The organism is Micromonospora sp. NPDC049047 (assembly GCF_040649135.1).
Classification (GTDB): domain Bacteria; phylum Actinomycetota; class Actinomycetes; order Mycobacteriales; family Micromonosporaceae; genus Micromonospora.
In genome coordinates this window covers 68,398-80,767 of sequence record NZ_JBEZEY010000029.1, presented here as the reverse complement: position 1 = coordinate 80,767, position 12,370 = coordinate 68,398, and the positions used below count along the sequence as shown (strand labels likewise).

The following is a 12,370-nucleotide window of genomic DNA, read 5'->3' as shown; positions in this document are numbered from 1 at the left end:
ACAACGACCCGGTAGGGGTCCGCGCGGCAGAGATCGACATCGGAGAATAACATGCGCGGCGGTGAGCGTAACCCACTGTACGTGCAGTGTCGCCGATGCGTCATAGGGTGCGGCCGGTGTCCTCCAGCGACTCGAAACCGAGGTCGCCGGCATGGCTGTCGACCGCCTCGTCGTACCCCCTGACCAGCAGCGCGCCAAGGTGCCGGCGGGCGTCGCGGGTCTGCCCGGCGTCCCCCGGTCGCTCGGGTCACGCCCGACGGCCTGGCGCCCCGACCGTCCGGTTGGAACCGGGCGCGCCCGTCGCCCGTCCCATCCTCGGGTGGAAAGGTGGTGAGCCGGATGCGCTCGGGTCGAACGGCACTGACTGTGGCACTGCTCGGCGTGGCGCTGGGTGGCTGCGGTGGCACGGGCAGCGGGCCGGGTGGGGGCGGCGAGCCCGGCCCGGCCCAGATCGTCGAGACGTGGACCTCCTGCGCCGAGGCGGCACCGCAGGCCGGCGCGATCGTGTCCGTGCCGAGAACGGGAGCGCCGACACCGACCGGAGTCGAACCGACGGTCGGGCGCGTCGACGCCGCGTTCACCCCGGTCGCGGCAGTGCTCTGCGGGCGGGAGCTCAAACCGCGCCCCGGCGGAGGACGGGACCAGGTCGCCACCGAGCGGCGCGCCGCACAGATCGCGCCGCTGCTCGCCGCGCTGCGTCTGCCCGATCAGGAATCCGACAGGGGGATGGCCTGCAGCCTGGAGATGGTCGTGCCACCGTGGCTGGCCCTGCTCGACGACCGGGGCCGCTGGCTGCGGCCGTACCTGCCGACGGACACCTGCGGCAAACCGCGCGCGGAGGTGCGGACCGCACTTGCCGAGTTGCCGACGACAGTCGTGGCCAGCCGCGTCGTCGGGCAGGTCGAGGGCCCGGCTGCCGAGGCCGCCGGATGCGCGCAGCGGTGGACGGACCTGGTGTGGGTGGAGACAAACAACGGCCGACCCGGGCCACCCGCGCCGGCCACCTCGCCGGCCGCCGGGCCGCTGCGCCTCTGCGTCTACGAGGTGCCCCCGGCGGAGCGGGGTGGCGGCAAACCGGCAGGCGATTTCGTGTACGGCGGGCAACTGCCGACCGAGCGTCAGGCGGGCGTGCTGCGGGCGCTTGCCAACCGTCGCGCGGTGGCCGACTGCACCACGCCGGCGTCCCGTTTCGCGGTGCTGCGCCCACTGGACGGCACCGCCGGCCCCGACCGGTACGTGGAACTCGACGGCTGTCGACGCTTCCTGGTCGCGGCGTCGACAGGCGGTGGGCAGCTCGGCCAGGGCGACGAGGCGCTGGCCGCCCTGCTGGGGCCCGTCTGAGCCGGCGCACCGGATTCGGCAGGCGGCACCCGCCGTCTGCCAGCGGTAGGGGGGACGCTTCGCGGCCAGGGAGTAGGGTGAAAATTCTGTAGCCGATGCTCCTGGACGGGGCGAGGCGAGCCGGCGTCAAGAAATCGGCGCGGGTTCCAGATCTGTCCGAGGATCTGTGCAGCAGTGCGCCAGGCGCGCTGCCATCCGCGCGCCCATCGGCTCCGCTGCCCGGCGGGCGCGCCGGCACCGAGGATCTGGTGCACATGCCCCGCCGACCGACCGACCCCGCCGCCGCCTTCGCCGAACTCGGGAGCATCAAGCTCTCCGAGGTCAGTCTCGACGAGGTTCTGCAGCGCGTCGCCGAACTCGCGAAACGCGTCCTGCCCATGCCGGTGGAGGTGTCGGTCACGTTGATCCGCGGTGGGGTCGGACACACGGCGGCCTTCACCAGCGAGCTGGCCCGTGAGACGGACGATCGGCAGTACGCCGAGGGCCGCGGTCCGTGCCTGGACGCCGCGGCCAGCGGTGACGTCCTGTCCGTGCCCGATGTCGCAAGCGAGGACCGGTGGTCCGAGTGGGCCGACCGCGCGCGGCAGCAGGGCCTGGGCAGTTCACTGTCCATCGGCCTGCCGATCCAGGAAGCTGTCGTCGGAGCGCTCAACGTCTACGCGCACACACCCGAGGCCTTCGACGCCGAGACCGTGACGGTGCTGGAGACGTTTGCCGCGTACGCAGCGGTCGCCCTGTCCAACGCCCAGCTCTACGACAGCACCGCGAACCTGGCCCGGCAGATGCATGAGGCGATGGTCAACCGGGCGGTCATCGAGCAGGCCAAGGGCATCATCATGGGCGAGCGGCGCTGCACCCCGGACGAGGCGTTCGCGGTCCTCGCCAAGGTGTCCCAGGACGCCAACCGCAAACTGCGCGACGTCGCCGCCGCGCTGGTCGAGAGGGCCGCCCGGCCGTCGAGCCCCAAGCGTGATCGCGGCGAGGTGGGATACCTACCGTGACCGCTCGACAACGGGTGTGCCGCCCGTGGTGACGGTCCGGCAGGCGTAGGTCCGGCCGGTCCGCCACCGGGCGTACGAGTCGACTGGCGGTCGGCGGTCGGTCCCATTACCGTGGAGTTCGGGTCAAGCCACGCGCCCATCCTGTTACGGATCATGACAGGGGGCACGAGCCTATGATCGAGCGTCAATCACTTTTCCAACCGCATTTCACGCGTCCCACTGCGGCAGTCAGCCCTGGGCCTGTCGCCCCAGCGCCACTCGGCACCCACCATGCGGCTGACTCGGCCGAGTTGTCGTTTCAGGTGACTCGCTTCACCGAGCCCACGGACCTGACCGCGACCATCTCCGCCGACCGGATGGTCGTCGCCCCGGTCGGCTATGTCGACATGGACACCGCGCCGCGCCTGGCGACGGCACTGTGCAACGCGATCGACAGCCATCCCGAAGTCTGCTGCGACCTCACCGGCATCAGCTTCTTCAGCGCGGCAGGTGTGCACGCCCTCCTGCTGGCGCGTGACCGGGCGGATCGGGTCGGTTCCCGCTTCTCGATCCGAGGCGCCACCGGAGTCACCCTGCGGGTGCTGCGGATCACCGGGGTGGCTCCTCTGCTCCTCGACCACGAACGTGGCTGAGACGCTCCGATCTGTGGGGCCGGCGCACCCCCGTCGACGGGCGGGTGCCCAGGCCAAGCAGTGCCGATCCCTGGCGTCCGCCGACCTGTTCGGGTCACCCGCCGCGGCGGCGTCACCAGGTGTCGGGGCGATCCAGGTCGCGGATCGGCTGGTAACCGCCGAGGACCACCAGCCCGTCCGACTCACCGTAGCCTTTCCCCCAACCCCTGAGGAACGCCTCGACGACGCAGGGCGCGGCGACCATCTGCAGGACGTCGCTCCCCTGCCGACGCGCCCGATACGGGCCCGCGACGAGATCGCCGGATCCGACGTCGTAGCCGTTCGGAGCGGGTTGGGCCCGGACGGTGAGCCAGCGACCGGCGTCGTCACCGACGACGAGTGAGCCTTCGACGAAGGAGCCATGCCCCGACCGGCCGAGGGTGACCGAGCATTCGAGCAGCCGTCCGCCGGGAGGCATCGACTCCAGGCGGAACGGCACGACACAGCGGTGGGCCGCGTCGAACCGGACCCGGCTCGTCATGGCTGTCGCCTCGTCACGGCTGGCGGCGTACGTGTCCAGTTGGGCCCAGAGCCCGTCGGCGGGTTGCCAGCGCACGAACCAGAGCTTCTGGTCGCCGGACGGATCGAACCAGGCGACCCCGGGCCGGTCACCGACGCGCACGTCGGTGTGGGCCTGCGGCCGTCCAATCGAGGGCAACGTCTGCTGTAGATCGTCCAGCGACGTCACGGTGCGGGCAAGCGCGAACCGGGCCTGACCGGTCGGCCCCCGAAGCTCGACGCTCTCGATGCCGCGCCCGGCGCGCCAGGTCGCGTACTCGGCGCCGTCCACCAGGGAATCGACCGAGAAGTGCACAAGGTCAGGGTCGACGCCGACGTCCTCCGGGCGTGCGGTGGCGCCGGCCTGCCCGGACGCTTCGGGCAGCAGGAGCGCCGCGGCCGGCATGATCGGCTTATCGGCGCCCCCGCCGATTGGCAGCGCCACCACCGCGGCGAGAGCGAGACACGCCGCTGCCACGCCCCCGGCCACGAACCCGCGGTGACGGCGTCGGAGCTGCCGACCCCGCTGACGTGCCTGTTCCACTATCGGTGTCGGGTCGATGTCGCCACCCGCACGCCTGTTGAGCGTGGCGGCGAGCTGCTGATCGAGGTCGCTGAACATCAGAACCCTCCTGTCCGGGCGGGGATCGTGGCTTCCTGCCGCTTCCGCAGCGCGGCCAGCGCACGCTTCGCGTGGGTGCGAACGGTGCCTGCCGAACACGACATGATTTCGGCGATCATGGCGTCGTCCAGATCCTCGTAGTAGCGCAGAACGATCACGGTGCGCTGACGGGTCGGCAGCTCACGGACGAGTCGCCACAACGCGTCGCGTTCGGCGACAGTTGCGGCCTCGTCCGCAGTGCCGACCCGGTCCGTCACCGCGGCGACCGAGACCTCCCGGCTGCTGCGACGACGCCACCACGAGTGCTGCGCGTTGACGAGCATCCGACGGACGTAGGCGTCCGGCTGATCCGTCCGGGAGATGCGCCCCCACCGGGCGTAGGCCCGGGCGAGAACCTCCTGAACGAGATCCTCAGCTCGGTGCTCGTCGTCGGTCAGCAGCCGGGCGAGCCGGATCAGCGCTGAAGTGCGAGCGAAGGCGTACTCCTCGAACGTCACGCCCTATTAACGCCGTGGGTCAACCGGCCCGTAGACACCCGCCGGGTGTTTCTCGTCGGCTGCGCGGCGTGTGCCCGACCGACCGGCGGCGGTCCCGGCCGCAGGCCGCCGGGCCTCCTCACGCCGGCAGAGAAAATCTTTGTCCGAAGCAATAGATTTTCTGCCGGCCGTGAGCTAACGTTCCTGAGGTCAAAGACGGAGCACGTAAAGACGCTGACGTGACCGCCCCACCCGAGGGCGAAGGAGCGAGGCCAGAAACGAGGGCCCGCTCGCAACAGGTACGGGTGCGGCCAACGCACGTTCAGGGCTGCACCCGAGGCAGGGTTCGTCGTACGTGTCAGGGCCAGGAAGTCGCGTGGGGCTCCGACACCGACGGACAGCACGAGGAACGACAGAGGAAATCAGAGGCAAGGGAGGGCGCAACACCGTTGGATCGCCCGCCGTCAGCCGCAGTCCTGGGCTGGGCGCGGACACCGCAGTTTCCATCGAACGAAAGGTGGTCTCCGGTCACGCTTATGCGATCCTCGCACCCGACTCCGTCGTCGACGGCCGGTGCGGACAAGACAAGCCGACGATCCGTCGGCAGATGGTGTTCCTGACCCACAACCCTTGGGCCCCGGTGCTTCCGAGCACCGGGGCCCTCGTGACGGAGGTTTCATTGACCCAATCCGACGACATGCTCGACGACGAGGACTACCCCGCCTACACCATGGGCCGTGCCGCCGAGATCATCGGCTGCTCGCAGGACTTCCTCCGTAGGCTCGGCGACGCCAAACTGATCGACCCGCAGCGCTCCAGTGGCGGGCACCGCCGCTACTCCCGCTATCAACTGCGCCTTGCCGCGCGCGCCCGGGAGATGTGCGACCAGGGCACCGACATCGCCTCGGCCTGCCGGATCCTCATCCTTGAGGACCAACTCGAAGAGGCCCTTCGACGCAACGAGCGCTACCAGCAGGGCTGAGCACTCCCCGTCGGCCGTCCAGCCGACCAACGGGCGATCGGGTCATCGGGCCGGCCTCCCGTACCGGCTGAGGACAGCGGCGCCGACCTGCTCGGCCGACAGGCATTCCAGGTACGTGGGTGGACCGCCGGCGGGAAAGAGCCGCTCCTCGGTGCCGAGGATGGTGGGGAAGGTCAGGAGCCGGTACTCGTCGATGAGGTCTTCGGCCATCAGCGTGTGCACGACGCGCAGGCTGCCAGTGATGATCACATCGCGTTGTTCGTGTTTCACGGTGTCGGCGAGGTTGCCGTTGATGACCTGCGAGTTCGTCCACGCCGAGGCGTCGGTCAGGGTGCGGGAAGCGACCAGCTTGGGGATGGTGTTCATCCGGACGGAGAACGGGTCGTCGCGTCCTGGCCACAGCCGCGAGAAGAGCTGCCAGGTCGTGCGGCCGAGCAGCAGGACGCCGTCGTCCAGTGCGCTGCCGAGCCGGAACTTGTCTCCGGCGACGGTCTCGGGGCCGTGCCGGAACGCCCAGCCGCCGGTCGGCGTGCCACCGGAGCCATCCGGGTCAGACACGATGCCGTCCAGGGTGATGAACTGTATGACGATGACGCTCACGATGGTGTCCCTCTCCGTCGATGGTCACCGGTACATACCTGCGGCTCCCCCCGGACTCATCGCGGTCGACGAAACTAGTCACCAGGAATCTGTCGGGGCAGGTCGAATGCCTCCCATACGGCAGGGTCAGCGAACACGACGTTGCGCGCGACCCGGCCGTCGTCGACGCTGAGGACCTGCAGCGTGTGCAGCCGGTGTCCGCCGCCGGGCTCCGGCGCGTAGGCGGCGAGCGCGGGTTGCCCGTTGGCGGTCAGGTGTGTGACCCGCCAGCGCGTCCCGCGCATCTGGAACACCCGGTCCATGAACCGCCCGTAGTCGCTGTTGCCTCGGTACCACAACGGCACGGGCGGCATCTCCAGGACAGCGTCGTCGGTGAGCAACCGCACGAGCCCGCTGACGTCGGCCGCCTCGAACGCTCGCGCGTACCGCTGGATCACCGCGCGTACCCGCGGATCGTCAGGCTCGGTGACCTCGTCGAGATCCCCCACGTCGGCCAGGGCGGCGCGGGCCCGCTGGAGCGTGCTGTTCACCGCCGGGACCGTCGTCGCCAACAGCGCGGCGACCTCGGCGGCGCTGAAGTCGAGTACGTCGCGAAGCAGGAGTACGGCCCGCTGACGCGCGGGCAGGATCTGCATCGCCGCGATCAGCGCGAGCCGCAGGCCGGCTCGCGCCTCCTGCTCGATCCGCCCATCGGGAAACGGCTGCAGCCAGGGGATGTCGAGCGCCGGGGTGAGCGGCGCGCCGGGATCGTCGCTCGGCGCGCCCAACCCGGACGGCAGCGGCCGTCGCGCCCGCCCCTCCAGCGCGGTCAGGCACGCGTTGGTGGCGATCCGGTACAGCCAGGTCCGCACGGACGCCCGACTGGGGTCGTACCGGTCGAGGGCCTTCCATGCCCGCAACATCGTCTCCTGCACCAGATCCTCGGCATCATGGAACGAGCCCAGCATCCGGTAGCAGTAGGCCAGCAGCTCACCCCGATAGCGCTCCAACTCCACGCGATCATCATGGGGCACACCATCGCCGCGTCCGCTCACGTACGCGCGGGCGGGCGGTGCAAGAGATGGCCATCGCTGGATCCGGTCTGATGTCAGGCGCTGATCGGGTCGGCGTGTTCGGGCACGGGTCAGAGCCGCTGGACGATCTGGATCGGGTTGCCGTCCGGGTCAGCCGTCCAGGCGATCAGCAGATGATCGAGCCACCGGTGCGGCGCGGCCAGCGCGGGGGCGCCCTTCGCCGTCAGTCCGGCGTACGCGCCGGCGGTGTCATCGGTCCACAGGATCACCGCCGCCCGCTGGCCCCGGGACACGGGGTCGAGCCCGTGATCGTCCCGTGTGGAGGCCACCGAGGCGATGCCGATCTTGTAGCCGTCCAGCATGACGTCAATGTGGATCGGCACGCCTTCGGTCGGCACCCGGAAGGTCTCGGTGAAACCAAGACCGGCGTAGAACTCGGCGGCGCGCGGCACGTCCTCAGTAAAGAGGATCACCTGAGGGGTGCGGAACATCGACACCCGACGACGCTAGCAGCGCTACGGCAGGGCTGGAGTCCCTGTTCATCCTCGATGCCGTCAAGCCGTCCCCCCGTCGTGACCATCTGGTGACCGTCGGTGCTCACGCTGAAGGGATGCGACGGGCGGGGACACTGGGACTGATCTGCGCGTTGGTGCTTGCCGGGCTGACCGGATGCAGCCCAGTCACCGAGGGCGCGGTCGGGGTACGGCTGGACGCCGACGGTCAGCTGGTGGGAGTGTTCGACTGGTGCCGGGGCAAGGGGAGTGCCGACATCACCCTCTACCTCGGCGATGGAGACGGCGGGGTCACCGAGAAGGTGATTGAGCTCGATCGGGATCCCGGCCACCGCGCCCGCACCGCGGAGGAAGTCGTGCTGCTCAACCCGGCGACCGGCTGGCAGACGAAGCTGGCACCGCCCACGCTGGACGACGACAAGGTCTACGACCTGCGCTCGTGGAACAGCGGTGGCGGGCCGGTGGAAGACTTCCCGTTCCGGATCAGCGAGTTGCGCGGCCGGTCCGGCTCCGCCGTGATCCTCACCAAGCGGTGGGAGGGCGAGGAGAACGGCGGATACGTCGCCACGTTCCACACGCTCGAGGGCTTCGCCCGTTACGCCGACACGGTGTGCGACGACTGAAAAGGCCGCACCGGACCCGCTCGGCACCCTCTGGCGTGCCGACGCGCAGTGCCCCTGACCCCGGCGGGCGGGAGCGGCAAGCCGCTGACCTGCGGTGATGTGGGTGCGCCCGGCAGGATTCGAACCTGCGGCCTTGGGATTAGAAGTCCCCTGCTCTATCCGCTGAGCTACGGGCGCGTGTGGCGTGAATGTCGCGCCCAGAGGGTACCGCCGCCCAACTGTCCGGCGGCGAAAAGGGTGCCCGCGTCCACGTTGCCGAGCAGGGTCTCACGTTGACCGCGTGGCGGGCATCCGGGTTCCCCCGAACCGGCCTGGCTCCGAACCGTACCTTTGGCTGGTGCTGCTGGATCCCGACGTCGAGAGCGACGTCGCCTACGAGCTGTGCCAGATCGTCGGTCGTGCCATCCTGCCGTACCGGTCGGGCGACGACTTCGGCACCGCGTTCTTCTTTCGGGGTGGCGAGGACCCGGTGGGGGAGTCGCTGCTGACGGCGGCCGACCTGGTCGGCACGCCGGGTGGTGAGCTGGGGCTGCGGGCGAGCGTGACCGAGCCGGCCGGGGTCGCCCCGGCCGTCGTCCCCGCGGTCGAGATCGTGCCCGGCTGGTCCCGGTTCCCGCCCGACGGCGTGGCGGTGCTGCCGACCGCGGGTCTGCACCGGTACGCCGGGGACGGCGGCTGGCGGTGGCGGGTCCAGCCGGTGCCGGCGGGGATCGCCGCCGGGCCCGAGGTGGTCGCCCGTCTCACCGCCCACGCCGGTTCCGCTTTCGTGCTTGCCCACGGGGTACGCGAAGACGGGTCGCGCCCGTTGGAGGTCGCGATCGAGCGGGTGGTCCGCGACGGGGACGCCGTCCAGATCACCACCGAACTGCCGCAGGGGTACGTGGGTGCCCCGGTCTTCGTCGTCCAGCCCGACGCCACGGGGGAGTTGTCGCCGTACTGCCTGGGTCTGGTGCTGCCCGGCGTCGGGGCGCACCCGGTGGTGACCTTCGACCGGATCCGTGCGGTCCTCCCGGCGGCGTCCGGCGACGTCTGAGCGGCGAGCCGCGTCGGTCTTCGGATCGGTCAGCCGCCGGTTGTCGCCGCGCCTGCCGCCGCCGTGTCTGTCGGTGCGGGGTTGGTGGTGACCGGGTCGGCGGGCGCGGTGGGGCCGGCGGCGAGGAACGCCTCGGCCCAGCGGCCGACCTCGTCGAAGACCTTCCTGCGGACGGCCGGGCCGGAGAGCGTGAGGTCGTGCAGCCCGCCGTCGAAACGGGCCAGTGTGACGTGGCGGCCGAGGCGGGGCGCGTACCGGACCATGTGCTCGACGTCCAGCACGGCGTCGGCCAGTGTCGCGTTGTCATGCCACTTCGTGCCTCGGAAGGAGCGGGTCGAGCAGGCCAGCAGCACCGGCACCTGGATGTCCAGACCGGCGCGCAACCGGCGTTGGCCGGTGCGGATCGCGTTCAGCCAGCCGGCCCGGACCGGGAACCCGGCGAGCGGCTTCCAGGCCAGGTCATAGGTCCACTCGCCGCGGTGGTCGGAGTGGATGCTCTCGCCGTACACAGTGCCCAGGCCGAACGGCAGGATGCGGTGCGGCGCCCTGCGGCCCAGTCGGGAGGCGGCGGCCGCGAGGGGTCGACGGACCGCCCAGGGGGCGTTCAGGTCGAAGAAGGGGCTGTTGAGCACCAGGCCGTCGACGGTGCCGGTGTCGCGGCGGGCGTCCGCCCAGAGCGAGAGGATCAGACCGCCGGTGGAGTGGCCCATCGCCAGCAGGGTGTCGTGCCCGTCGTCCGTGCGAATGATCTCGGCGGCGGAGTCCAGCTCGGGAAAGTAGTCGCTGATGTCGCGGCAAAAGTTGGGGGTCTGGCCCGGGAGCAGACTGCGACCGTATTTGCGCAGGTCGAGCGCGTAGAAATCCCAGCCGCGCTCGGCGAAGAAGTCGGCCAGGTGGGTCTGGAAGAAGTAGTCGACGAACCCGTGTACGTAGAGAACGGCCCGGCCGGTGGGGCGCTCGGCCCTTCGCCGGACCAGTGTCGCGACGACCGGTCCTTCGTCGTCGGTGCCCAGGTCGATCGTCTGCCGCTCGTACGGCGGCCCCAACACGTCCGGTTCCACGCCCGCGACGCTACGCCGCCCCACCTACCCGACGGTAGCCCCGCCCCCGCCCGGCCGCCCGGCCTCCCCGGTCGATCATGGAGTTGTGGTGGTCTACAAAAGGGGTATTCGTGGATCTAATGCCCGCCACAATTCCATGATCGACTCGGAGGGGGTCAGGGTCAGGCTGTTTCCGCGTCGGCGCGGCTCGGGTCGGCGGTGGGCAGCTGCTCCTGGTCGTCGGTGGGGTTCAGCTCGCCCTGGGGCTGCGGGAGGTCGCGCAGGTGCTTGTTGTGCCGGGGCTCCTGGCGGGTCTTGGCGTCGTTGAGCCGGCGGCGCAGGTCGTCGCGGACGTCGTTGAGCGCGGCGTGCAGGTCCTCCTCGGCGGAGGTGGTGACGATCTTCTGCCGGCCGGCGATCCAGCACTCCAGGGTGACCTTCTGACCACGCGCTTCCCGGTCCTTCACCGACACCTCCAGCTCGGTGGCGTCGGCGTGGAAGCTCGCCAACCGGGCGTCGAGCGTGGCGAACTGCTCGGCGATCCAGTTGCGGTCGCCCTGCGAGAACCCGGCGCCCACCCGCAGGCACTCTGCGACGGTGGCCGGGTTCGCCGCGGCGCTCATCGCCGAACCTCGGAAGCGATCGCGGAGCCGATTCTGGTGATCATCATGGCGCTGACCTCTCGTCGACGTGGAGCTGTCGGTGGTGCGTTGATCAAGTGCTTACCCAAAGTGGTTGGTCTCGGAAACCGCTGACGCCCGGCCGGCCGGGTTGGCCGTACCACACCAGGGCGTGATCAGGGCGTTGTCCACAGGCGGGTTCGTCGTCCACAGGTTGGGGTCGGGCGCTGGTGATGCCCGCCCACAGCACCGAGGCTCGGTATCGAGTCGACTCGCGCTGGCAGGCCCCGATCCCCCTGGAGGGACGATGTTCGACACTTATGTAACAATAGTCGGCAATGTGCTGACTGCTCCGGAATGGCGGCGCACCAGCCAGAGCAACACGCTGGTGGCCAACTTCAAGGTCGCCTCCACCGCCCGTCGACTCGACCGCGACAGCGGTCGGTGGGTCGACGGCAATTCGCTCCGCGTACGCGTCAACTGCTGGCGCAAGCTCGCCGAGGGCGTGGCGGCCTCCGTGATGGTCGGCGATCCGGTGGTCGTGTGCGGGCGGCTCTACACCCGCGACTGGACCGACGACGCCGGCAACCACCGCACCCTCTACGAGTTGGAAGCGGTTGCCGTCGGCCACGACCTGTCCCGGGGCCGGGCCCGGTTCCTGCGCAACCGACCGAGCTTGACCACGAGTACGGTGGAGGACGCCGAGGCCGAGAGCCGGGTGCACGGCGAGCCCACCGAGCCGGTGCCGGCCGGGCACGAGCCCGCGCTGCCGGTCGACCGCTCGCTTGACGACGACTTCGAGCTGCCCGACTACGCCGCGCTGCGGACCAGCCCGTTCGTCGACGACCCGATGGCCGGCGAGGGCCCCGCGATCGGCGACTTCTCCTCGTCCGACGATTTCTCCCCGTCCGGCGGGGTTCCCCCGACCAGTGGGGAGATCGGGCCGGGCGACGCCCCGACCGGTTTCGACGTCGAGTCGGGGCGTCCGCCCGAGGGGGATGACAACGGCAACGACGCCGACCTGGACGACGAGTTGGAGCCGGTGCCCGACGACGGGCCGCAAGAGCCGGTGCCGACGGGCCGGGGGCGGCGTGGTCGGGGCCGGGTCCCGCAGCCGGCCTGACCGCTCGGCTCAACGATCGAACGTTCGCGGCGGCTCGACGTTCGCGGATCGGGCGGCGACCGGGCGATCGGGGCCCGGTGCTGATCGCCGGTGCCACGGCGGGGCGGCCGACGCGGCCGGGCACGACGGGGGCGGGGTGGCGGCGCGGCAAGCGTCGTCACCCCGCGTGACAGCAGCCCAGGGGCGTCGGCAAGGGCCCGGTGCGAGGCACTGGT

General features: G+C 70.7%; 14 protein-coding genes and 1 tRNA gene. 7 read left to right on the top strand and 8 right to left on the bottom strand.

Annotation, left to right across the window (positions count from 1 at the left end):
- Window positions 1-339 precede the first annotated feature (339 nt).
- From AB0B86_RS30735 to AB0B86_RS30725, 3 genes are all read left to right on the top strand, one after another.
- Complete coding sequence (locus AB0B86_RS30735) at window positions 340-1,341, top strand: hypothetical protein (protein ID WP_357406967.1); 1,002 nt, start codon at window positions 340-342, stop codon at window positions 1,339-1,341.
- A 254-nt stretch (window positions 1,342-1,595) separates the two neighbouring features.
- The gene (locus AB0B86_RS30730) at window positions 1,596-2,342 is read left to right on the top strand and encodes a GAF and ANTAR domain-containing protein (protein ID WP_357406965.1); all 747 of its coding nucleotides are present in this window, start codon (window positions 1,596-1,598) and stop codon (window positions 2,340-2,342) included.
- Between the two features lie 302 nt (window positions 2,343-2,644).
- Window positions 2,645-2,974: an STAS domain-containing protein gene (locus AB0B86_RS30725; protein ID WP_357406963.1), complete on the top strand. Its 330-nt coding sequence runs from the start codon at window positions 2,645-2,647 to the stop codon at window positions 2,972-2,974.
- 112 nt (window positions 2,975-3,086) lie between these two features.
- On the opposite strand, the gene AB0B86_RS30720 is transcribed toward AB0B86_RS30725, so the two are convergent.
- Window positions 3,087-4,133 (bottom strand): hypothetical protein, encoded by a 1,047-nt coding sequence (locus tag AB0B86_RS30720; protein ID WP_357406961.1) that lies wholly within the window; start codon window positions 4,131-4,133, stop codon window positions 3,087-3,089.
- Entirely contained in the window at window positions 4,133-4,630 is a 498-nt protein-coding gene (locus tag AB0B86_RS30715; RefSeq protein ID WP_357406959.1) for a SigE family RNA polymerase sigma factor, read from the bottom strand. Before AB0B86_RS30715 ends, AB0B86_RS30720 begins: the two co-directional genes overlap by 1 nt.
- 658 nt (window positions 4,631-5,288) lie before the next feature.
- Between AB0B86_RS30715 and AB0B86_RS30710 the strand changes: the two genes are divergently transcribed.
- A complete protein-coding gene (locus tag AB0B86_RS30710) occupies window positions 5,289-5,591 on the top strand; it encodes a MerR family transcriptional regulator (RefSeq protein WP_357406957.1) in 303 nt (100 codons plus the stop codon).
- A 42-nt stretch (window positions 5,592-5,633) separates the two neighbouring features.
- Here the strand turns inward: AB0B86_RS30710 and AB0B86_RS30705 are convergent, their stop codons facing one another.
- The 3 genes from AB0B86_RS30705 to AB0B86_RS30695 all read right to left on the bottom strand — a co-directional run bounded on the left by AB0B86_RS30705 (window position 5,634) and on the right by AB0B86_RS30695 (window position 7,695).
- The gene (locus tag AB0B86_RS30705) at window positions 5,634-6,191 is read right to left on the bottom strand and encodes a dihydrofolate reductase family protein (RefSeq protein WP_357406955.1); all 558 of its coding nucleotides are present in this window, start codon (window positions 6,189-6,191) and stop codon (window positions 5,634-5,636) included.
- Window positions 6,192-6,265: 74 nt separating this feature from the next.
- Window positions 6,266-7,186 carry a sigma-70 family RNA polymerase sigma factor gene (locus AB0B86_RS30700; protein ID WP_357406953.1) on the bottom strand — a complete coding sequence of 307 codons (921 nt, stop codon included), beginning with the start codon at window positions 7,184-7,186 and terminating at the stop codon, window positions 6,266-6,268.
- A 128-nt stretch (window positions 7,187-7,314) separates the two neighbouring features.
- Entirely contained in the window at window positions 7,315-7,695 is a 381-nt protein-coding gene (locus AB0B86_RS30695; RefSeq protein WP_357407107.1) for a VOC family protein, read from the bottom strand.
- Window positions 7,696-7,814: 119 nt separating this feature from the next.
- Between AB0B86_RS30695 and AB0B86_RS30690 the strand changes: the two genes are divergently transcribed.
- Entirely contained in the window at window positions 7,815-8,339 is a 525-nt protein-coding gene (locus tag AB0B86_RS30690) for a hypothetical protein (RefSeq protein ID WP_357420293.1), read from the top strand.
- 104 nt (window positions 8,340-8,443) lie between these two features.
- Here AB0B86_RS30690 and AB0B86_RS30685 read toward each other — a convergent pair.
- Window positions 8,444-8,516 (bottom strand) — tRNA-Arg (locus AB0B86_RS30685).
- 160 nt (window positions 8,517-8,676) lie between these two features.
- Between AB0B86_RS30685 and AB0B86_RS30680 the strand changes: the two genes are divergently transcribed.
- Complete coding sequence (locus AB0B86_RS30680) at window positions 8,677-9,372, top strand: hypothetical protein (protein ID WP_357420292.1); 696 nt, start codon at window positions 8,677-8,679, stop codon at window positions 9,370-9,372.
- 29 nt (window positions 9,373-9,401) lie between these two features.
- Here AB0B86_RS30680 and AB0B86_RS30675 read toward each other — a convergent pair whose 3' ends face one another.
- Window positions 9,402-10,433: an alpha/beta hydrolase gene (locus tag AB0B86_RS30675; RefSeq protein WP_357420291.1), complete on the bottom strand. Its 1,032-nt coding sequence runs from the start codon at window positions 10,431-10,433 to the stop codon at window positions 9,402-9,404.
- A 161-nt stretch (window positions 10,434-10,594) separates the two neighbouring features.
- Window positions 10,595-11,035, bottom strand: coding sequence for an HPF/RaiA family ribosome-associated protein (locus tag AB0B86_RS30670; protein WP_357406917.1), 441 nt, complete (start codon window positions 11,033-11,035; stop codon window positions 10,595-10,597).
- Between the two features lie 304 nt (window positions 11,036-11,339).
- Here AB0B86_RS30670 and AB0B86_RS30665 point away from each other — a divergent pair, with 304 nt between their 5' ends.
- A complete protein-coding gene (locus AB0B86_RS30665) occupies window positions 11,340-12,155 on the top strand; it encodes a single-stranded DNA-binding protein (RefSeq protein WP_357420290.1) in 816 nt (271 codons plus the stop codon).
- Window positions 12,156-12,370 lie beyond the last annotated feature (215 nt).